The organism is Afipia sp. GAS231, assembly GCF_900103365.1.
In the GTDB taxonomy this organism is placed as follows: Bacteria; Pseudomonadota; Alphaproteobacteria; order Rhizobiales; family Xanthobacteraceae; genus Bradyrhizobium.
This window is the reverse complement of record NZ_LT629703.1, coordinates 2,876,847-2,895,770: the sequence shown is the minus strand read 5'-3', so window position 1 is coordinate 2,895,770 and position 18,924 is coordinate 2,876,847. Positions and strand designations below refer to the sequence as shown.

The following is an 18,924-nucleotide window of genomic DNA, read 5'->3' as shown; positions in this document are numbered from 1 at the left end:
GACCGCAGTTCACCCAAGCGACGGCGGGGCGTTTTCCGCCGTCGCGATTTCCCGATCACTGCCAGCCGTTTGGAGCGGACATGAATCGCGCCTCGATGGATCGTTTTATCGATACGATCGAATGGATCGCGGCCGGATTCGTCGGCATCGTCGCGCTGAATATTTTTATCGCCGTCATCCTGCGCAACACCCTCAATTATGCGATTCCCGACTCCTTCGATATCGGGCGCATGCTGCTCGGCATCCTGATCTTCTGGGGCATCGCCGCCACCAGCTATCGCGGCGGCCACATCACCGTCGACCTGATCTGGGCCAATGTCGGCACGAAATACCAGCGCTGGATCGACGTGTTTGCGACCCTGGTGCTGCTGTTCGTGGTCACGGTGCAGACCTGGACATTGTTCGACAAGGTGCGTGGCACCTATAACGACAACGTGCTGACCTTCGAAATGCACATGCCGACCTGGCCGTTCTTCGCGATCGCCTGGGCCGGCGACGTCTCCGCGGTTTTGCTGATTGCGATCCGCACCTACCGCCTGATTTTCCATCCGGATCAGATGCACGATCCCAAGATCAAGCCCGTGGAGTAGACGGCATGAGCACCGACGCTGTCGCTGTCCTGGGATTTGTCGCGCTGTTCGCGCTGATGCTGCTGCGCGTGCCGGTCGGCATGGCGATGGGCCTCGTCGGCGTCTCTGGCTTCGGCTATCTGGTCGGTTTCTCGCCGGCGCTAAAACTGGTCGGCCAGACCTCGATGCGGACCGTGACGGACTATACGTTCGGCGTCATTCCGATGTTCCTGCTGATGGGCACCCTCGTCAGCAATTCCGGCATGAGCCGTGAACTGTTCCGCGCCGCCAACGGTTTCGTCGGCCATTTGCGCGGCGGGCTCGGGATCGCGACCGTTGCGGCCTGCGCCGGCTTTGCCGCGATCTGCGGTTCTTCGGTGGCAACGGCTGCGACGTTCTCGGCCGTCGCCTATCCGGAGATGCGCCGCTTCGGCTATCCGCAATCCTTTGCCACCGGGGTGATCGCCGCCGGTGGCACGCTGGGCGCGATGCTGCCGCCTTCGACGGTGCTGGCCGTCTACGGCATCATCACCGAGCAGGACATCGGCAAGCTGTTCATCGCCGGCATCATCCCCGGCCTGCTGGCGATGATGATGTACATGATCACGATCTCGCTGATCGGCTATTTCCGGCCGGGTTTTCTGCCGACCGGTCCGCAAACCAGTTGGCGTGAGCGCTTTGCGGGCCTGAAGAACATCTGGGCCCCGGTGCTGCTGTTCGTCTTCGTCATCGGCGGGTTGTATGGCCTGCCGTTCCTGCCGCGCTTCACCCCGACCGAAGCCGGCGGTGTCGGCGCGACCGGTGCATTCCTGATCGGCATCGTCACCGGGCGGCTCGACCGGGAAAAGATCCTGGCCTCGCTGCTGCAGGCGACGCGAACCGCGGCCGCGGTCTTTACGGTGCTGATCGGCGCGTTGATCTTTGGCTATTTCCTCACGGTGACGCAGACCCCGCAGAAGGTCACCGAGTTTCTCACCGGTCTCGGGCTCGGCGCCTACGGCGTGCTCGCTCTGATCATGGTGATGTATCTGGTGCTGGGCTGTCTGATGGATGCCATGGCCATGATCATCCTCACCGTTCCCATCATTTTTCCGGTGGTGACCCATCTCGGTTTCGATCCGATCTGGTTCGGCGTGATCATCGTGATGACTGTCGAACTTGGCCTGATTCATCCGCCGGTCGGAATGAATGTCTTTGTCATCAAAAGCGTGGTCAAGGACGTGTCGTTCTCCACGATCTTCCGCGGCGTGTTGCCGTTCGTGGCGACGGATCTGGTCCGGCTGGTCATTCTGATCGCGTTTCCGCTGCTGGCGACGTGGTTGCCGCAACGCATGATGGCCGGGGTTCACTAGATGACGCCGGTTCTGGAGACCAAATACGTCTTCACCATCACGGCCAGGATCGGCGAGGTCACCTCGGCTGGCGACATCGGCACCGGCGTGCGCCGGATCATTCCGATTACCGGCGGCGAGGTCAAAGGCGAGGGAATCAGCGGCAAGGTTTTGCCCTTTGGCGCCGACTTCCAGATCATCCGTCCCAACGAGTTGATCGAGCTGGAGGCGAAGTACGCCTTCGAGACCGACGACGGCGCGGTGGTCTATGTCGAGAACAAGGGCATGCGCTTCGGCCCAATAGAGTTGCTGCAAAAACTCAAGCGCGGCGAGCCGGTCGACCCAAAACTGATCTATTTCCGCACCGTGCCGCGGTTCGAGACCGGGCACGCGAAATACCGCTGGCTGATGGAGAACATCTTCATCGGCTCCGCCGCCCGCCACGCCGACCGCGTCGTGATCGACGTGCATCAGGTGCTGTGAACGCAGCAATAATTGAGGTGTTCGTTCCCCGGATGCAGTGCAGCGCCAAAAGCGCGTTTACGCGCGTCTTCGACACGCTATGCGGTGCGCTGCTGGTCCGGGGTCCATCGCCATAGGTCCCGGCTCTGCGGAGCAGCGTGAAGAACGCTGCACCGCGTCCGGGACACGAGAACCCCGCTAGCCTCATTGACTCCTCTCAGAATAGTTATAAAACATAACTATTCTGGACAGGAAGCAATAAGCCCATGGGAAACGCCGTCTCCGCCGCCGCGGGTCAATCCGATCTGCTCACGATCGAGCAGTCGGGCACGGTGCTGAAGGTTGGCCTCAACCGTCCGGCCAAGCGCAATGCGCTGAACGACGGCATCATCCTCGCGATCCAGGATTGCTTCACTCAACTCCCTGACGGCGTCGGCGCCGTGGTGATTCACGGCATCGGCGACCATTTCTCCTCCGGCCTCGATCTGTCGGAACTGACCGAGCAGGACGCCACCGAGGGCTTGCGGCACTCGCAGATGTGGCACCGGGTGTTCGACCGCATTCAATACAGCCGCGTGCCGGTCATTGCCGCGCTGAAGGGTGCGGTGATCGGCGGCGGGCTGGAGCTGGCCTGTGCCGCGCATATCCGGGTCGCCGAACCCTCGGCCTATTTCGCGCTGCCCGAAGGCCAGCGCGGCATCTTCGTCGGCGGCGGCGGGTCGGTGCGGCTGCCGCGGCTGATCGGCGTCGCGCGGATGACTGACATGATGCTGACGGGGCGGGTTTATTCCGCGACCGAAGGCGCGGCCTATGGTTTCTCGCAATACCTCACCGAAGCGGGCGGCGCGCTGCCGAAGGCAATGGAGCTGGCCGAGCGGGTCGCGGCCAATGCGCCGCTGACCAATTTCGCCGTGCTGCAAGCGCTACCGATGATCGCCGAGGCCAATCCGCAAACCGGCCTGCTGATGGAATCGCTGATGGCGACCGTTGCCCAAAGCGACAAGGAGGCAAAACAGCGTATCCGTGCGTTTCTCGACCGCAAGACCGCCAAGGTAAAGCCGACCTGACATGAGCGCCAAGACAAACCTATCAGAGCCCAGCCCATCCGCCGCGACCGGTAGCGCCCATCCGCTGCGCGCGATTTCATTCGGCAATCCCGACGTCACGGTCGAGCGCCGCGACGACGGCACCATCTATCTGCGCCCAAAACTTCAACTCAGCGACTACCCGCTCCGCATCACCGACCGGCTGCATCACTGGGCCAAGGCTGAACCGAACCGCATCTTCATGGCGGAGCGCAACGCCGCGCACGGCTGGCGCCAGATCACCTATGCCGAGTTGCTGGCGTCATCGCGGCACGTCGCCTCGGCGCTGCTGGCGCGCGGGCTTTCGGCCGAAAAGCCGGTCGTGATCCTGTCGGGCAATTCGATCGACCATGCGCTGATCGCCTTTGGCGCGCTCTATGCCGGCATTCCCTTCTGCCCGGTTTCGCCGGCCTATTCTCTGGTGTCGAAGGACTACGGCAAGCTCGGCTATCTCATGAAGCTGCTGACGCCGGGCCTGGTGTTCGCCGACGACGCCGTGAAATTTTCCGACGCGCTGGCGGCCAACGTCCCCGGCGGGACCGAGATCGCGGCGGCGTATGGCACGGTCGCCGGTCGCGACGTGACACTGCTGGCCGATCTGTTGGCGACGCCAGTTCATCCCGACCTCGACGCGACGCATGATGCCATCGGTCCGGGTACGATCGCCAAATTCCTGCTGACGTCAGGGTCTACAGGCAATCCCAAGGCCGTCATCAACACCCAGCGGATGATCTGCGCCAACCAGGTGATGCTGCGCGAGACGCTGGCGTTCCTCAAGGACGAGCCGCCCGTGATCGTCGACTGGCTGCCGTGGAATCACACGTTCGGCGGCAACCACAATATCGGGCTCACGCTCTATAATGGCGGTTCGATGTATCTCGACGAGGGCAAGCCGATGCCCGGCGGCATCGAAGAGACCGTGCGTAATTTGCGCGAGATTTCGCCGACGGTCTATTTCAACGTCCCCAAGGGTTATGAATCGCTGCTGCCTTACTTGCGCGACGATCAGGCATTGCGCGCAAAGTTCTTCGGCCGCCTGCATGCGATGTTCTTCTCGGGCGCGGCGCTGTCGCCGCATATCTGGAACAGCCTCGACGAACTCGCGGTTGCCGAGACCGGTTTTCGCGTGCCGATGCTGACGGGTCTTGGCGCCACCGAAACCTCGCCGTTCTTCATGTCGGTGCGTCCCGATACCAGCCGCTCCGGACATGTCGGGCTTCCCGTATCAGGCAATGACGCCAAACTGCTGCCGAACAACGGCAAGCTGGAAGTGCGCGCCAGGGGGCCGAACGTCACGCCGGGTTACTGGCGCCAGCCCGAACTTACCGCGAAAGCGTTTGACGAGGAGGGTTTTTACAAACTCGGCGACGCGCTGAAGCCGGCTAATCCAGATGATTTCGACGCCGGCTTCGATTTCGACGGCCGCATTGCCGAGGATTTCAAGCTCGCTTCCGGCACCTGGGTCAGCGTCGGCCCGTTGCGGGCGCGCTTCGTCGCGGCTTGCGCACCGCTGGTGCGCGACGTCATCATCGCCGGTATCAACTACGACGAAATCTCGGCACTGGTGGTGCTCGATCTCGATGGCTGCCGCCTGATCAACCCGACCTTACCGCAGGACGATCTCGCCGCGACGGCCTCCGACCCGCTGATCCGCACGGCCTTCCGCGAGCGCTTCCAGAAATTGCTGGCAAACGCCACGGGCTCGTCGACCCGGATCACGCGCGCGGTGTTGCTCGATCGGCCGCTGTCGATCGACCGCGGCGAAGTCACCGACAAGGGCTCGATCAACCAGCGCGCGGTGCTGGAAAATCGCAAGCTCCTGATCGAGACGATTTATACACCGGCGCCACCGGCGCAGGTGATCGTGCTGAACTGAATTCGAACAGATATTGTCAGGGAGAACGCCATGCAGTTGAAGGATCAGGCCGCCATCGTCACCGGTGGTGCATCGGGATTGGGTGCCGCCACCGCGCGGCGGCTGGCGGCGCAGGGCGCCAAGGTCGCGGTCTGCGATCTCAACGCCAAGCTGGCCGAAACCGTCGCCGCCGAGATCGGCGGCGTGGCCGTGATCTGCGACGTCTCCGATGCGGCTTCCGCCGAAGCCGCCATCGCCAAGGCAGCCTCAGCCCATGGCCCGGCGCGGGTGCTGGTGAACTGCGCCGGCATCGGCGTCGCCAAGCGGGTGATCGGCAAGGAGGGCCCGATGGCGCTCGCCGATTTCGACCGGGTGATCAAGGTCAACTTGATCGGCTCCTTCAACATGCTGCGGTTGGCAACGGCCGGGATGTCGAAGCTGGAGCCGTTGTCGACCGGCGAGCGCGGCGTGGTGATTTCCACCGCCTCGGTCGCGGCCTATGACGGCCAGATCGGCCAGTCCGCCTACTCCGCATCGAAGGGCGGCATCGTCGCCATGACGCTGCCGATCGCGCGCGAACTGGCGCAGTTCGGCATCCGCGTGCTGACGATCGCGCCGGGCCTGTTTCTCACGCCGCTATTAGCCAATTTGCCGCAGGAGGCGCAGGACTCGCTCGCCGCCGCGATTCCGTTCCCGCGCCGGCTCGGCCAGGCTGACGAATTCGCCTCATTGGCGCTGCACATGATCGACAACCCGTACCTGAACGGCGAGGTGGTGCGGCTCGATGCCGCGCTGCGCATGGCGCCGCGCTAAAATTCGGTTCTGATTAAATCAGAACCGAATTCTAGCTCCTTTATTTTTTGACGCGTTTTCTTCACGCGAACCGGTACCCACTTCGCTCGAAAACGCTATGGTAGGGGTTCTATCCATGTTCGTTCACCGCCGCGACGTGCAGATCCAGTGGGGCGATTGCGACCCCGCCAACATCGTCTACTACCCGCGCTACTTTGCGATGTTCGACGATTCGACCTCGATCCTGTTCGAAGCGGCCGGTTATTCGAAGCAGGATCTCGTGCACAAATACGGCTTGGTCGGTATTCCCATGGTGGATACGCGGGCGAAATTCCATATCCCGTCGACCCATGGCGACTGGATCACGATCGAAAGCCGGATCGAGAGTTTTAAGCGCTCCAGCTTCGAGGTGACCCACAAGGTGTTCAAGGGCGAGGCGCTGGCGATCGAGGCGTTCGAGACCCGCGTGCTGGTCGGCCGTCACCCGGACGATCCGGCGAAGCTGAAATCGGCGCCGATGCCGCAGGAGATCATCGAGCGGTTCATGCGGGGCTGAGGGCTATATTGGGCTGACTTATTAGGCTGACTCGAGCCCCCGCATGACCTAAAGAAGGGGCTGAATTGCCTGCCGGATTTTGCTTTACACTATAAAAAGACACTCAAAGGGAGGAATGAATGAAGAAGGCTCTTCTGTCCGCCGCGGCCGTCGTGGCGGCACTCGCACTGCCCGGTTCGCCGGCGCTGGCGCAGACCAATGAAATCACCATCGGCATTTCGATTTCGACCACCGGTCCGGCTGCGGCGCTCGGCATCCCCGAGCGCAACGCGCTGGATTTCGTGCCGAAGGAAATCGGCGGCGTGCCGCTCAAGCTGATCGTGCTGGATGACGGCGGCGATCCGACCGCGGCCACCACCAATGCGCGGCGCTTCGTCACCGAGTCCAAGGCCGACATCATCATGGGCTCCTGCACCACGCCGCCGTCGATTGCGGTGTCGACGGTCGCCAACGAGGCCGCCATTCCGCATTTCGGCCTGGCGCCGTTCCCGATCAACGAAGCGCGCATGAAGTGGTCGGTCGACCTGCCGCAGTCGATCCCGATCATGGGCAAGGTGCTGTACGAGCACATGCGGGCGCACAACATCAAGACCATCGGCTATATCGGCTACTCCGATTCCTACGGCGACCTCTGGGTCAACGACTTCAAGGCGCAGGGCGTGCCGATGGGCATGACCATGATCGACGAGGAGCGTTTTGCGCGGCCGGATACCTCGGTCGCAGGCCAGGTGCTAAAGCTCGTCGCCGCCAACCCCGACGCGATCCTGGTCGGCGCGTCCGGCACCGCCGCGGCATTACCGCAGACCGCGCTGCGCGAACGCGGCTACAAGGGCCTGATCTACCAGACCCACGGCGCCGCCAGCATGGACTTCATCCGCATCGCGGGTGCGGCTGCGGAAGGCGTGATCATGTCGGCGGGTCCGGTGATGTCGCCGGAAACCCAGGCCGACAGCGCGCTGACCAAGAAGCCGGGCCTCACGCTCAATGCGGCCTATGAAGCCAAGTATGGCCCCAACAGCCGCAGCCAGTTCGCGGGTCATTCCTATGACGCTTTCGAAGTGCTCAAGCGCATCATTCCGGTGGCGCTGAAGGCCGGCAAGCCCGGCACGCCGGAATTCCGCGAGGGAATCCGTCAGGCCTTCATCTCGGAAAAGGAAATCGTCGCGACCCAGGGCGTCTACAACTGGACCGAAAAAGACCGCTACGGCCTCGACGATCGCTCGCGCATCCTGCTGACCGTGAAGGACGGCAAGTACATCCCGGCGATGTGAGACGACGCGGCAGGTTCTGATTTCTTAAATCCGCTAAGCACCAGAGCCGGCTCTCTAGAGGGCCGGCTTTTTCTTACCCTCCCCTGGAGGGGTCGAGACGAGCGAAGCTCGCTCGTGGGTCGACGCTCATGCAATGAGCGGCGGGGTGGGGTGACAGTCTCTCCGCACCGACAGTACCCGCGCTACGCCGATCGCTTGCCGGGCAGCGCCGCCTCACGCGGCTGCGACAGCGATTGGCTGAGGCGCCGGAGCATGGTGCTGGCCTGCTCGACCGAATGATTGAGCAGCCAGCGTTCGAACGCCTCGGGCGCCAGGGCGGGAGCGAACAGATATCCCTGCAGGACGTCGCAGCCGAGTGTTTTCAGCACGTCGCGCTGGCCCTCGGTTTCGACGCCTTCCGCAACCACGGTCATTTTCAGGGCCTGGCCGAATCGGACTACGGCGCTGGCGACTGCCAACGCGCTGGCGTCGCTTTCGATGTCGCGCATGAAACTGCGGTCGATCTTCAATTCGCGGATCGGCAGATGCGCCAGCCGGCTCAGGCTTGAATAGCCGGTGCCGAAATCGTCCAGCGACAGGCCGACGCCGAGTTCGCGTATCGCATTCATGGTTTCGATCGCCACCGAGCGCTCGTTCATCAGCACGCTTTCGGTGATCTCGAGCATCAGTGCTTCCGGCGGCAGGCCGTTGGCGGCGAGGGTTTCGGCGACGACAGCCGCGAGGCCGCGGTTCTGAAAATTGATGGGCGACAGATTGACCGACACGCAGGGCACGTCGAGCCCCGCCCGACGCCAGGCGGCCAGTTGCCGGCAGGCTTCGCGGATCGACCACATGCCGATCTGCTCGATCAGGCCGCACTCTTCCGCCAGCCGGATGAACTTCAGCGGCGGCACCTCACCAAGCACCGGATCGTGCCAACGGGCCAGCGCCTCGGCGCCGTAGATCGAGCCGTCGACCGTTCGGGTCTGCGGCTGGTAGTGCAATTTCAGCGCGTCGTTGGCGATGGCATTGCGCAGGGCGGCGATATGGATCAGCCGCTGTTCGTCGAGCCGGTTCATGTCGACGCTGAAGAAGCGATGGGTGGCGCGGCCGGCCTGCTTGGCCTTGTACATCGCCGCATCGGCCTGTCGCATCAACGTGTCGATGTCGACGGCGTTATCAGGGTAAATGCTGATGCCCATGCTGGCGGAAATCGGCACCTGCCGGTCGCCGAGCCGCAGCGGCGAGGCGAGGACTTCGGTAATGCTTGTGGCGATCAGCGAGGCCTTCGCCGGATCGCAATTCGGCAGCACCATCACGAACTCGTCGCCGCCCAAACGTCCCAGCATGTCGCCGGGCTGAAGCCGGGAGCGCAGACGCTGCGTCAGTTCGACCAGCAACGCGTCGCCGGCCGAGTGCCCGAGCGTATCATTGACGTCCTTGAAATGATCGAGATCGAGAAACACCAGGGCGATATTACTGCCGTCGGGACAGCCTTCGATCGCCTGGTTGACCAGTTGACGCAATTGCGCGCGGTTCGGCAGGCCGGTCAGCATATCGTGGTAGGCAAGCCGGGCGATCTGGGCCCGCGCCTCCTTGCGCTCGATTGCGAGCGCGCCGAGGTGAACGCAGGCGTCGACGATGCGTTGATGCCAGCGGCTCGGCGCGCGGCATTCCCGGAAGTAGAACGCAAAGGTTCCGATCACGCGGCCGTCCTTGGCCTTGATCGGGGTCGACCAGCAGGCTTTGAGGCCGGCCGCGAGCGGCATTGCCTTGAATGGCTGCCAGCGCGGATCGGTGTCGATATTGTCGGCCAGTACCGCTTTACCGAAGAAGGCCGCCGATCCGCACGAACCAATGTCCGGCCCGATGGCGATACCGTCCAGCGCCTGGGAATACTCCGCCGGCAGGCTAGGTCCACCCATCGGATGGACCAATCCGTCGGCGTCAACGTGCAATACCGAAGACACGACGTCGGGCGCGATGATTTCGACGCGGCGGCAAAGCCGGTCGAAAATCTCCGTGATCGGGACTTCGTCGGCTAACGCGCTCATGATCAGTTGCTGCAGCGACCGCAATTGCTTGGTCTCGGTAATATCGGTCAGCAGGGCGAACAGGTACTTGATCCGTCCCCGCTCGTCGCGAAACGTCTTTGCGGATATCGAGACCCAGATTTCATCGCCGTTCTTGTCGTAGGTGAGGATCTCCTCCTCGCCTTCGTGGCCTGCGGCGATCCGGCGTCGCAACCGCGCCAGCGCCGGAGTGTCGGTATGCTGGCCGGCGAGCAACCGGTTGATCTGTTGCCCCATCGCGTCTTCGGGAGAATGCCCGAACAGACCGGCGAAAGCGGCATTGCTGTAGACGATGGCGAGATTGCGATCGATGACGACGACGGCGCGATTGGTCCTGTCGGCCACCAGATTGAGCAGGGCCATCCTGTCGCGCCGCAGCATCTCGACGGTGAGATCGCGGACGAAAACCATGGTGCTGACATGGCCACTGATCGCGACGCGCGATACCGACAGCGCGATGCGAACGGGCCGGCCGTCATGGTGGTGGATCGTGATCTCGGAATCGCGCTTTCGCCTGACCCGTTCGCTGGTCGCGTGATCCGCCGCCGCAATGTGCTGGAGCTGGTGATCGTGCAACCCGAGCAGGTCGGCACCGCGGCCCAGCACCTCTGCGCGGGAAAATCCCCAGATCCGCTCGGCCGCGGCATTGAAATGGCGCACGCGGTGATCGTGATCGACGATGACGACGGCATCGCCGGCCTGCTCGAGCGCTGCCAGCAAGAACTCGGGTGTTTCAACCGCAGGGCAATCGTCGGCGCGCATCGTCTGACCTTGGGCTCATCAGTCTCCAGGGCGTTTGACCCCTGGTAGCTGACTGGTTCTCCGGCAAGGTTAGGGTTCGGAAGGTGTTCAGGAAGTTCTTCGACCCGAGGGGGCCGGCCCAAAACGAGACTATGCTTAAGAATGTGTTAGGGGTCGCACCGGACTAGAGGCCCGTAAGCAATTTCCTGAGGAGAGCATTGAGAGTTTTCTGTTCCGCAGGTGTCAGCACAGAAATCAATTGCTGCTCCAACGCCGCCATTGGGCCAATCAAATCGTCGATCGCACGCTTGCCGGCAGTCGTTAGCGCAATTTGCCTGCCACGTCGGTCGTTGGGATCGGGGCGTCGTTCAACCAACCCGGCGCGCTCCAACCGATCCAGGCGGTTGGTCATGCCACCAGAAGAGATCATCGCCAGTTCGTAGAGCTGTGTCGGTGAAAGCATGTAGGGCTCACCGGAGCGCCTGAGTGGCGTGAGGACATCAAACTCACCAACCTGCAGTCCCGCTTCTGCGAGCAAAGGATTCATGTGATCGCGTATCACCCGCGCGGCGGCGTCCAGCAGACGACCGACGGTTTCTACCGGCAACGTCGGAATATCGGGGCGCTCGCGAGCCCATTGTTTGGAGGCAGTTTCGGCACGATCCATCGTCGATTATCTTTCGATAAAGTATCTTGATATCAAGATATATCTGAGCTATCGCTGGGTTGGCGAGGCAATAGCGTAGCCTCCAGACACTTTAGAAGGAAAGACGATGTCCCAGATGATTTTGGTGAACCTGCCTGTGCGGGATCTCGCCGCGTCGACGGCGTTCTATGTCGCCCTTGGTGGCACGGTGAACCCCCAGTTTTCCGGTGAAACTTCGACGTCGCTCATGTTCACGGAAGCGATCGGCGTGATGCTGCTGACCCACGACCAATATCGCGAATTCACCAAACGCCCGATCGGCGATGCGCGACGCGACAGCCAGGCACTGTTCGCCCTTACGGTCGTTGACCGCGATGCCGTCGATGCAACGCTGGCTCGCGCGGTGGCGGCGGGCGGTCGCGCCGATCCCAACCCGGCGCAGGACCTCGGCTTCATGTACAACCGCCACATCGAAGACCCGGATGGCTATGTTTGGGAGATGGTATGGATGAACCCGTCAGCGAGCGCCTGAACGCCATGACCGGTGCAAGCAGGTCCCGAGCCTAGATCGCGCTCTCACCCTCATGCTGAAAGCCGAGATAGCTCGCGGCGACGCGCTTGTTGGCGGCGATGTCTTTTGCCGTTCCGTTCAGGATGAACTCGCCGAGCTCCATCACATAGGCGCGGTCGGCGATTTTGAGTGCGGCTTGGGCGTTTTGCTCGACCAGCAGCACCGAGACGCCGCTTGCCTTGAGTTCGCTGACAGTCCGAAAGATATCGGCGACGATGATCGGCGCCAGACCAAGGCTGGGTTCGTCCAGCATCAACAGCTTTGGCGCGCCCATCAGCGCACGGCCCATCGCCAGCATCTGCTGCTCGCCGCCGGACAGCGTGCCGGCGAGCTGCTTGCGCCGCTCCTTCAGCCGCGGAAACAGCGTGTAGACCCGTTCGAACGATCGCAAAGCCACAGCCTTCGGGATGCGGAAGGCGCCGAGCTGCAGGTTATCCTCGACATTCATGGTGCCGAACAGCTCGCGATGTTCGGGCACCAGACTGAGACCCGCGGCGACGCGGTCCTCGATGTCGAGCGGGGCCATGTCGTTGCCGGCAAAGGCCGCCTGGCCCTTCAGCGGCAGGATGCCCATGATGGCGTTCAACAGCGTGGTCTTGCCGGCGCCGTTGGCGCCGATGATGGTGACGATCTCGTTTTCGGCGACGTCGAGCGCCACCGCGCGCACCGCCTCGACCTTGCCGTAGGAAACATGGACGTCGGCGACCGACAGCAGCGCGCTCATGCGGTCGCTCCGAGATAGGCCTTGATCACATCGGGATTGATCTTGATGGCGGCGGGCGCGCCTTCGGCGATCTTGGTGCCGAAATCGAGCACCACGATGCGGTCGGCGAGATCCATCACAAAGCCCATGTCGTGCTCCACCAAAAGCACCGACATGCCGCCGTCGCGCAGTTGGCGGAGCAGGGCGGCAAGACGCTGCTTTTCCATGTGGCGCAGGCCGGCGGCGGGTTCGTCGAGCAGCAACAGCAACGGGTCGACGCACAAAGCCCGTGCGATCTCGACGATGCGTTGCTGGCCGAGCGACAGGCTGCCTGCCAACTGGTCGATCTGGTCGCCGAGGCCGACGCGCTCGATCTGGCGTGCGGCTTCCGCCAGCAATTTTGCTTCGTCGGCGCGGTCGAACCGGAACATGCTGGAGATCGCGCCGGCTTTCCCGCGCAGATGCGCGCCGATCGCGACGTTCTCCAGCACGGTCATGTCGGGCACCAGCTTGACGTGCTGAAAGGTTCTGGAGACGCCGAGCTTGACGATTTCCTGGGGCGGGGCGTTATCGACCTTCTTGCCGAGCACCGAGATCGCGCCGCCGGTTGTGGTCAGCACGCCCGTGATCAGGTTGAACGTCGTGCTCTTGCCGGCGCCGTTGGGACCGATCAGGGCCACGATCTCGCGGGACCGGACGTCGAACGACACGTCGTTGACGGCAATCACGCCGCCGAACTGTTTTCTCGCGTTTTCGATGTGCAGCAATACCGACGCTGTTGACGCTGCGCGCACGCGGGCGGGGAGCTTGAGCGAGGTATCGGCGATCTTGCGGGCCGGCTTGAGCGGCAGGCGCGCCATCAGCCAGGGCCACACGCCGGTCGGCGCCAGCTGCAACAGGCCGACCAGGAGGATGCCGAACACGATGGTCTCGAGCTGGCTCTGGCCGCCGAAAATATACGGCAGGTAGCTCTGCAACACCTCTTTCAGGATCACCACGATCCCGGCGCCGAGCACGCCGCCCCAGACATAGCCGGCGCCGCCGACCACCGCGATAAATAGATATTCGATGCCGGCTTGCGCGCCGAACGGCGTCGGGTTGGCGGAGCGCTGGAAATGCGCGTAGAGCCAGCCGGACAGGCCCGCCAGCACCGCCGCATAGATGAACACCAGCAGCTTGGCGCGCGGCGTCTGCACGCCGAAGGCTTCGCCCGCGATATGGCCGCGCCGCAGCGCGCGGATGGCGCGGCCGGTGCGCGAGTCCAGCAGATTCATCGTCAGCAGCGCCGAGACCAACACCGCGATCCAGATTGCGAAATAGATCGTGCCGGGATCGATCATCCGGAGCGAGCCGATCGAGAGCGGCGGAATGCCCTGAATGCCGTCATTGCGGCCGAGGAATTCCAGCTTGCTGAACAGGTAGAACAGCCCGATGCCCCAGGCGATGGTGCCGAGCGGTAGATAATGGCCGGACAGCCGCACCGTGACGATGCCGAGCAGCACCGCCGCGATGCCGCTTACCAGCAGCGACAGCGGCAGCGTCAGCCATGGCGACAGGCCGTAGGTCGTGGTCAGCACCGCCGTGGTGTAGGCGCCGAAGCCGCAGAAAGCGGCCTGGCCGAACGAGGTAAGGCCGCCGACGCCGGTCAGGAGTACGAGGCCCATCGCCACCAGCGAGGCGAGGCCGATATTGTCCAGCAGCACGATCCAGAACGGCGGCACGCCGGGAATGAACGGGATCGCCGCCATCACGAGGGCGAAGATGAGGAGGGGGAGCCGCTGCGTCATATCAGTCAATCCTTCTCTTCCTCGACCGCGGGCGCTGCGAGCGAACGCAGCACCAGCACGGGAAGGATCAGGGTGAAGACGATGACCTCCTTGAAGTTGCTGGCATAGAACGAGGAGAAGGCTTCGACGCAACCGACCACCAGCGCGGCGATCGCGGTGAGCGGATAGCTGATCAAGCCGCCGATGATGGCGGCGATGAAGCCTTTAAGACCAATGAGAAAACCGGTGTCGTAATAGAGCGTCGTGATCGGCACGATCAGGATGCCTGAAATGGCGCCGATCACCGACGCAAGCAGGAACGCGATCTGGCCCGACAACGTGGTGCGGATGCCGACCAGACGCGCACCGAGCCGGTTGACGGCGGTGGCGCGCAGCGCCTTGCCCATCAGCGTGAAGCCGAAGAACAGCCACAGCCCGACGATGAAGGCGATGGTGAGGACATAGACCGCGATGCTCTGGCCGGTAAAACGCAACGGCCCGATGGTCAACGCCGCGTTCGACAGCGCCGGTCCGCGCAGGCCTTCGGCGCCGAAGAACACCAGGCCCAGGCCCTGCAGCGCCAGGTGGCAGCCGACCGAGGCGATCAGCAGCACCAGCACCGAGGTGTGCGCGATCGGCTGGAACGCGATGCGATACAGAAACAGCCCGATCGCCGCGACGATCAATAGCGCCAGCGCAATATTGACCGCGATCGGGGTTTTCGGGCTGGCCAAAGCGTAAGTCAGCGCCAGGATCGCCGCCGGAAAAACGATGTTGACCGCAAACGCACGCACCACCGGTTTGAGGCGCAGCGATCGCCGGATGGCAAACAGATCGAGCCCGAACGCCACCACGCCCATCGCGACCGCCAGCCGCGCCGTGCCCGGCACCTGGCCGGTCGCCAGCATGGCGTAGCTCAGCGCGCCATAGGTGACGAATTCGCCCTGCGGGATCAGGATGACGCGGGTGACCGCGAACACCAGAACCAGCGCTAGCCCGAGCAACGCATAGATCGCGCCATTGGTGATGCCGTCCTGCAGCAGGAACAGCATGATCGTCGTGTTCAAGACCTGGCGCTCCCCCTCAGGCGTCGGGCCGGCCGCGACCCTGTGCGGTCAGCCGGTCCCCCGATATCGGCAGTTGAAAGCCGTCGGCATTTGATATACCGTATAACAATTATCAAATATAACATCAAGGCCCGGACCGTCGGCGGGACTTTTTATCGGGATTGCGAGCCGCGAGCGATGACAGTTTCCAAGGTGAGCGCCGACGCCGTCAAGGCTTCCCGTCTGGGCGGCAAGGATGCGCTCGACGGCGCCGCTGACAATGCCGTCCTGCAACTGGGTGAGCTGTCCGAACTGCTCGGCTATTCGCTCAAGCGCGCCCAGCTCAAGGTGTTCGAGGATTTTCTGCGCTGCGTCGCGCCGCTGCAACTGACCCCGGCGCAATTCTCGGTGCTGCTGTTGCTCGACAAGAATCCCGGCCGCAACCAGACCGAGATCGCCAACACGCTCGGCATCCTCAGGCCGAATTTCGTGGCGATGCTGGACGGGCTCGAGAGCCGCGATCTCTGCGCGCGGATGCGTTCGACCAACGACCGCCGCTCCCACATCCTGGTTTTGACCGACAAGGGCCGCGCTGTGCTGGCGCGCGCCAAAAAACTGGTCGCGACCAAGCACGAGGCACGGCTCAACGAGTTGCTCGGTCTGGACGGCCGCGTCGCGCTGCTCGACATGTTGTCGAAGATCGCGATGGAGTTTTGAGGGGCGGGCGCGCGCCCCCACCCGTCATTGCGAGGAGCGAAGCGACGAAGCAATCCATTCTTTCTTTACGTTGCGAGATGGATTGCTTCGCTGCGCTCGCAATGACGGCGGAGGGCTCGCCTAATCCACCAAAATCACCCTGACGTCATTCACATTGGTCAGCGTCGGGCCGGTCAGCAGCAAATCGCCGGTGGCTTCGAAAAACGCCGACGCGTCGTTGTTGGCGAGATACGCCTTGGGATCCAGTCCCAGCGACTTCATTTTCGCAAATGTCTTGTGGTCGATCACCGCGCCTGCGGGATCGGTGGCGCTGCCGGCGCCGCCATCGGCGCCGTCGGTATCGGCCGCCAGCGCGGCCATGTCGGTTGTGTCCTTCAAGAGATCGGCCAGCGCCAGTGCATATTCCTGGTTGGGACCGCCGCGGCCGTTGCCGCGCACGGTCACCGTCAACTCGCCGCCGGACAGGATCGCGGTCCGCCGGCCTTCGCTGCGTGCCTTCAATGCCAGCCGCGCATGTTCGGCGGCGACCTCGCGGGCCTCGCCTTCGAGGTCGGCGCCGAGTTCGATGATCGCATAGCCCGCGTCTCCGGCGATCTTGACCGCGGCATCGAGCGAGGCCTTCGGCCGCGCGATCAGTTCGAACTGCGCGCGGGCGAAAGCGGGATCGCCAGGCTTGCAGCTCTCGTTGTTCGGATCATTCAGCGCGTGTCGAACGGCATCATCGATCGCGAGGTTATATCGCGCGACCAGCGCGCGAGCATCCGCCAGCGTGGTCGGGTCCGGCACCGTCGGGCCGGACGCGATGGCGGACGGATCGTCATGCGGCACATCGGAGATCGCCAGCGTGACGATTTCGGCGGCGCGCTGGCCGGCGCGCGCCAGCCTTCCGCCTTTGACCCGCGACAGATGTTTTCGCACCACGTTCATTTCGCCGATCGGCGCGCCCGAGCGCAGCAGCGCGCGGTTGACTTGCTGCTTTTGCGCGAACGACACGCCCTCGACCGGCGCGATCCAGTTGGCGGAGCCGCCGCCGGACAATAGCACCAGCAGCAGGTCGTCCGCGGTCGCTTCCGCCGCCAGCCGCAGCGTGTCGTCGGCGGCTCTCAGGCCGGCTTCATCCGGCACGGGATGGCCGGCCTCGACGACTCGTATCCGTCGCGTCGGCACGCCGTGGCTGTGGCGGGTGGTGGCAATACCGATCAGGCGCGCCGGATCGAGTTTGAGCTTGTCGAGGTAATGCCGCTCCGCCGCCGCAGCCATCGCGGCCGCACCCTTGCCGGCGGCAAGGCAGATGACGCGGCCCTTTGGGACGGGGCGGAGATGCGCCGACAGCACGACGTCGGGATGGGCTGCAGCAACCGCCGCGTCAAAGATCGCGCGGAGGAGGGGACGTCGGTCGGTCATGATATCTCCGCGAGCCCGGATCAGTTGCTCAGTTCGCCGCTGATGACGTCGCCGAACAATTGCCAGCGCTCGCCCTTGAACTGCATCAACTGCAACTGTTCAATCGGCTGGAAATCATCCGGGCCGGTGGTCAGCGTGATGCCGGGCAGCAGGCCGCCTTGCGCCAATTGCTTGAGGCCGGCCGCCTGCTTCATGACGTTCTCGCGGGTGAGGTTGTCGCCGCAGCGCTTCAGCACCTCGACCATGGTGGTCGCCATGTTGTAGCCGGTCATCGCCGACGCATCGACGCGGTTGACCTCCGGTAGGTACTTTGCGAGCAGTTCGTCGAACGCCTTGATGCCGGCGTCGCCGGTCCATTGCGGGTCGCTGACGTCCTTGGCATAGGCTGCTGACATCACGCCTTGCGAATTGTCGAGGCCGGCGGGGCGCATCACGGTCGCGGTCGAGGCTGAGACATTGGAAACGATCGTGACCGGCTTCCAGTTCATCTCGCCGATCTTCTTGATCGCCTGCGCGCCGAATTTCGGCGTCGTGAAGAAGATGATGACATCGGGATTGGCGGACTTCAGCCGCACGACGTGGTTATCGACCGTCGGCTCCGCCACCTCGTAGCTCTCCTCGGCGATGATGCGCGACGCGTCGGCGCCAAAACCGTCCTTGAGGCCTTTCAGGTAGTCCTTGCCCATGTCGTCGTTCTGGTAGAGTACCGCGATCTTGGCCGCCGGCTTCTCCTTGGCGAGATACTTTGCGTAGATCCGCGACTCGCTCTGGTAGGAGGGCAGCCAGCCCATGGTCCAGGGAAAATTCTTCGGGTCGTTCCATTTGGTGGCGCCGGTGGCGACGAACAGTTGCGGCACCTTCTTGCCGTTGACGTATTTCTGGATCGCGGTGTTCGAGGCGGTGCCGAGCGTGCCGAACAGCAGCAGCACCTCGTCGCTCTCGATCAGCTTGCGCGCCTGCTCCACGGCTTTGGGTGGCGAGTAGGCGTCGTCGTAGGAAATGAAGTTGATCTTGCGGCTGTTGATGCCGCCGTCGTCGTTGACCTTCTTGAACACCGCGCCCATCGCCTTGCCGACCACGCCATAGGCCGAGGCCGGGCCGCTATAGGGAACGATGTTGCCGATCTTGATCTCGGTGTCGCTGGCGCCGGTATCGTATTTCTTCTGCGCGAACGCCGTATGGCCGGTGGCTGCAGTCAGCGACAGACCCAAAAGGACGGTGGCGAAGCGGCGGCTGATCGGGCTGGTCATCCCTGAACTCCCTGTCGGTTTTTTGGCGGCCCTTTCGGGTCGAGCGGGCCTGTCGTTTCTTCCCTCGCATTGATACAGGGGAAACAAATCTGCGCAAGAAAAAGCCCC

General features: G+C 63.4%; 17 protein-coding genes. 10 read left to right on the top strand and 7 right to left on the bottom strand.

Features of this window, described 5'->3' with window-relative positions; genetic code table 11:
* Nucleotides 1–80 precede the first annotated feature (80 nt).
* From BLS26_RS13770 to BLS26_RS13735, 8 genes are all read left to right on the top strand, one after another.
* The gene (locus BLS26_RS13770) at nucleotides 81–590 is read left to right on the top strand and encodes a TRAP transporter small permease (protein WP_092511883.1); all 510 of its coding nucleotides are present in this window, start codon (nucleotides 81–83) and stop codon (nucleotides 588–590) included.
* A gap of 5 nt (nucleotides 591–595) precedes the next feature.
* Nucleotides 596–1,921, top strand: coding sequence for a TRAP transporter large permease (locus BLS26_RS13765; RefSeq protein WP_092511881.1), 1,326 nt, complete (start codon nucleotides 596–598; stop codon nucleotides 1,919–1,921).
* Complete coding sequence (locus BLS26_RS13760; protein WP_092511880.1) at nucleotides 1,922–2,383, top strand: DUF3237 domain-containing protein; 462 nt, start codon at nucleotides 1,922–1,924, stop codon at nucleotides 2,381–2,383. It begins immediately after the preceding gene.
* Nucleotides 2,384–2,628: 245 nt separating this feature from the next.
* Nucleotides 2,629–3,429 carry a crotonase/enoyl-CoA hydratase family protein gene (locus BLS26_RS13755; RefSeq protein ID WP_092511878.1) on the top strand — a complete coding sequence of 267 codons (801 nt, stop codon included), beginning with the start codon at nucleotides 2,629–2,631 and terminating at the stop codon, nucleotides 3,427–3,429.
* Nucleotide 3,430: 1 nt separating this feature from the next.
* Complete coding sequence (locus tag BLS26_RS13750) at nucleotides 3,431–5,323, top strand: feruloyl-CoA synthase (RefSeq protein WP_092511876.1); 1,893 nt, start codon at nucleotides 3,431–3,433, stop codon at nucleotides 5,321–5,323.
* A 30-nt stretch (nucleotides 5,324–5,353) separates the two neighbouring features.
* A complete protein-coding gene (locus BLS26_RS13745) occupies nucleotides 5,354–6,115 on the top strand; it encodes an SDR family NAD(P)-dependent oxidoreductase (protein WP_092511874.1) in 762 nt (253 codons plus the stop codon).
* Nucleotides 6,116–6,230: 115 nt separating this feature from the next.
* A complete protein-coding gene (locus BLS26_RS13740; protein ID WP_092511872.1) occupies nucleotides 6,231–6,650 on the top strand; it encodes a thioesterase family protein in 420 nt (139 codons plus the stop codon).
* A 119-nt stretch (nucleotides 6,651–6,769) separates the two neighbouring features.
* Nucleotides 6,770–7,921, top strand: coding sequence for an ABC transporter substrate-binding protein (locus BLS26_RS13735; RefSeq protein ID WP_092511870.1), 1,152 nt, complete (start codon nucleotides 6,770–6,772; stop codon nucleotides 7,919–7,921).
* A 182-nt stretch (nucleotides 7,922–8,103) separates the two neighbouring features.
* Here BLS26_RS13735 and BLS26_RS13730 read toward each other — a convergent pair whose 3' ends face one another.
* Both BLS26_RS13730 and BLS26_RS13725 read right to left on the bottom strand, forming a co-directional pair.
* A complete protein-coding gene (locus tag BLS26_RS13730; RefSeq protein ID WP_092511868.1) occupies nucleotides 8,104–10,734 on the bottom strand; it encodes an EAL domain-containing protein in 2,631 nt (876 codons plus the stop codon).
* A 163-nt stretch (nucleotides 10,735–10,897) separates the two neighbouring features.
* A complete protein-coding gene (locus tag BLS26_RS13725) occupies nucleotides 10,898–11,380 on the bottom strand; it encodes a MarR family winged helix-turn-helix transcriptional regulator (protein ID WP_092511866.1) in 483 nt (160 codons plus the stop codon).
* Between the two features lie 106 nt (nucleotides 11,381–11,486).
* On the opposite strand from BLS26_RS13725, the gene BLS26_RS13720 reads away from it, so the two are divergent.
* A complete protein-coding gene (locus tag BLS26_RS13720; protein WP_092511864.1) occupies nucleotides 11,487–11,891 on the top strand; it encodes a VOC family protein in 405 nt (134 codons plus the stop codon).
* A 31-nt stretch (nucleotides 11,892–11,922) separates the two neighbouring features.
* On the opposite strand, the gene BLS26_RS13715 is transcribed toward BLS26_RS13720, so the two are convergent.
* The 3 genes from BLS26_RS13715 to BLS26_RS13705 are packed head-to-tail and all read right to left on the bottom strand — an operon-like array spanning nucleotide 11,923 to nucleotide 15,466.
* Entirely contained in the window at nucleotides 11,923–12,654 is a 732-nt protein-coding gene (locus BLS26_RS13715) for an ABC transporter ATP-binding protein (protein WP_092511862.1), read from the bottom strand.
* Nucleotides 12,651–14,420, bottom strand: a complete 1,770-nt coding sequence (locus tag BLS26_RS13710; protein ID WP_092511860.1) for an ATP-binding cassette domain-containing protein — start codon at nucleotides 14,418–14,420, stop codon at nucleotides 12,651–12,653. Before BLS26_RS13710 ends, BLS26_RS13715 begins: the two co-directional genes overlap by 4 nt.
* Nucleotides 14,421–14,425: 5 nt before the next feature.
* Complete coding sequence (locus BLS26_RS13705) at nucleotides 14,426–15,466, bottom strand: branched-chain amino acid ABC transporter permease (protein ID WP_172804601.1); 1,041 nt, start codon at nucleotides 15,464–15,466, stop codon at nucleotides 14,426–14,428.
* A gap of 177 nt (nucleotides 15,467–15,643) precedes the next feature.
* On the opposite strand from BLS26_RS13705, the gene BLS26_RS13700 reads away from it, so the two are divergent.
* Nucleotides 15,644–16,162: a MarR family winged helix-turn-helix transcriptional regulator gene (locus tag BLS26_RS13700; protein ID WP_092511856.1), complete on the top strand. Its 519-nt coding sequence runs from the start codon at nucleotides 15,644–15,646 to the stop codon at nucleotides 16,160–16,162.
* A 120-nt stretch (nucleotides 16,163–16,282) separates the two neighbouring features.
* On the opposite strand, the gene BLS26_RS13695 is transcribed toward BLS26_RS13700, so the two are convergent.
* Together BLS26_RS13695 and BLS26_RS13690 are read right to left on the bottom strand one after the other, a co-directional pair.
* Nucleotides 16,283–17,566, bottom strand: coding sequence for a glycerate kinase (locus BLS26_RS13695; RefSeq protein WP_092511854.1), 1,284 nt, complete (start codon nucleotides 17,564–17,566; stop codon nucleotides 16,283–16,285).
* A 20-nt stretch (nucleotides 17,567–17,586) separates the two neighbouring features.
* Complete coding sequence (locus BLS26_RS13690; protein ID WP_092511852.1) at nucleotides 17,587–18,816, bottom strand: ABC transporter substrate-binding protein; 1,230 nt, start codon at nucleotides 18,814–18,816, stop codon at nucleotides 17,587–17,589.
* Nucleotides 18,817–18,924: the final 108 nt, after the last annotated feature.

Bases quoted from the DNA above. Each gene is read 5' to 3' on its own strand.
- BLS26_RS13770 (WP_092511883.1), top strand. From the start codon at position 81: ATGAATCGCGCCTCGATGGATCGTTTTATCGATACGATCGAATGGATC.
- BLS26_RS13765 (WP_092511881.1), top strand. From the start codon at position 596: ATGAGCACCGACGCTGTCGCTGTCCTGGGATTTGTCGCGCTGTTCGCG.
- BLS26_RS13760 (WP_092511880.1), top strand. From the start codon at position 1,922: ATGACGCCGGTTCTGGAGACCAAATACGTCTTCACCATCACGGCCAGG.
- BLS26_RS13755 (WP_092511878.1), top strand. From the start codon at position 2,629: ATGGGAAACGCCGTCTCCGCCGCCGCGGGTCAATCCGATCTGCTCACG.
- BLS26_RS13750 (WP_092511876.1), top strand. From the start codon at position 3,431: ATGAGCGCCAAGACAAACCTATCAGAGCCCAGCCCATCCGCCGCGACC.
- BLS26_RS13745 (WP_092511874.1), top strand. From the start codon at position 5,354: ATGCAGTTGAAGGATCAGGCCGCCATCGTCACCGGTGGTGCATCGGGA.
- BLS26_RS13740 (WP_092511872.1), top strand. From the start codon at position 6,231: ATGTTCGTTCACCGCCGCGACGTGCAGATCCAGTGGGGCGATTGCGAC.
- BLS26_RS13735 (WP_092511870.1), top strand. From the start codon at position 6,770: ATGAAGAAGGCTCTTCTGTCCGCCGCGGCCGTCGTGGCGGCACTCGCA.
- BLS26_RS13730 (WP_092511868.1), bottom strand. From the start codon at position 10,734: ATGCGCGCCGACGATTGCCCTGCGGTTGAAACACCCGAGTTCTTGCTG.
- BLS26_RS13725 (WP_092511866.1), bottom strand. From the start codon at position 11,380: ATGGATCGTGCCGAAACTGCCTCCAAACAATGGGCTCGCGAGCGCCCC.
- BLS26_RS13720 (WP_092511864.1), top strand. From the start codon at position 11,487: ATGTCCCAGATGATTTTGGTGAACCTGCCTGTGCGGGATCTCGCCGCG.
- BLS26_RS13715 (WP_092511862.1), bottom strand. From the start codon at position 12,654: ATGAGCGCGCTGCTGTCGGTCGCCGACGTCCATGTTTCCTACGGCAAG.
- BLS26_RS13710 (WP_092511860.1), bottom strand. From the start codon at position 14,420: ATGACGCAGCGGCTCCCCCTCCTCATCTTCGCCCTCGTGATGGCGGCG.
- BLS26_RS13700 (WP_092511856.1), top strand. From the start codon at position 15,644: ATGACAGTTTCCAAGGTGAGCGCCGACGCCGTCAAGGCTTCCCGTCTG.
- BLS26_RS13695 (WP_092511854.1), bottom strand. From the start codon at position 17,566: ATGACCGACCGACGTCCCCTCCTCCGCGCGATCTTTGACGCGGCGGTT.
- BLS26_RS13690 (WP_092511852.1), bottom strand. From the start codon at position 18,816: ATGACCAGCCCGATCAGCCGCCGCTTCGCCACCGTCCTTTTGGGTCTG.